Below are 319 nucleotides of genomic sequence, written 5' to 3'. Positions count from 1 at the left end.
GGCATGCCGATCGGCAAGCCGTACGTTACCGATTACCTGTTCATCGACGCCCTGTCGCTGCTCGGCGGCCTGGCGCTGCTGTGGATGGCGGCGCGCGTGCGCCGGCGCGGCCGCTCCGGCGAGCTGCACAGCGTCTGGCGCGAGCCGGCACCGCTGGCGCTGTCCCCGCAAACGAATTCAAGCCAAATACCTTCTAACCAAATGGAGCAAATGTAATGCGAGTTGTCCCTGTGTGTGCTTTCCGTGCAATTCCCATGGCCTGTATGACCATGATCGCCACCATGGCCCTGCCGGCCATGGCCCAGGCGCCTGTCGAAAC

Annotated in this window: 1 pseudogene; it reads left to right on the top strand. The window is 63.9% G+C overall.

From position 1 onward, the window contains the following. Positions 1-216, top strand: a pseudogene (locus F1735_RS34595) (hypothetical protein); the annotation flags it as partial. Between the last annotated feature and the right edge of the window lie 103 nt (positions 217-319).

The organism is Massilia genomosp. 1 (genome assembly GCF_011682185.1).
In the GTDB taxonomy this organism is placed as follows: domain Bacteria; phylum Pseudomonadota; class Gammaproteobacteria; order Burkholderiales; family Burkholderiaceae_D; genus Telluria_A; species Telluria_A rubra.
This window is presented reverse-complemented; position numbering and strand designations above follow the sequence as displayed.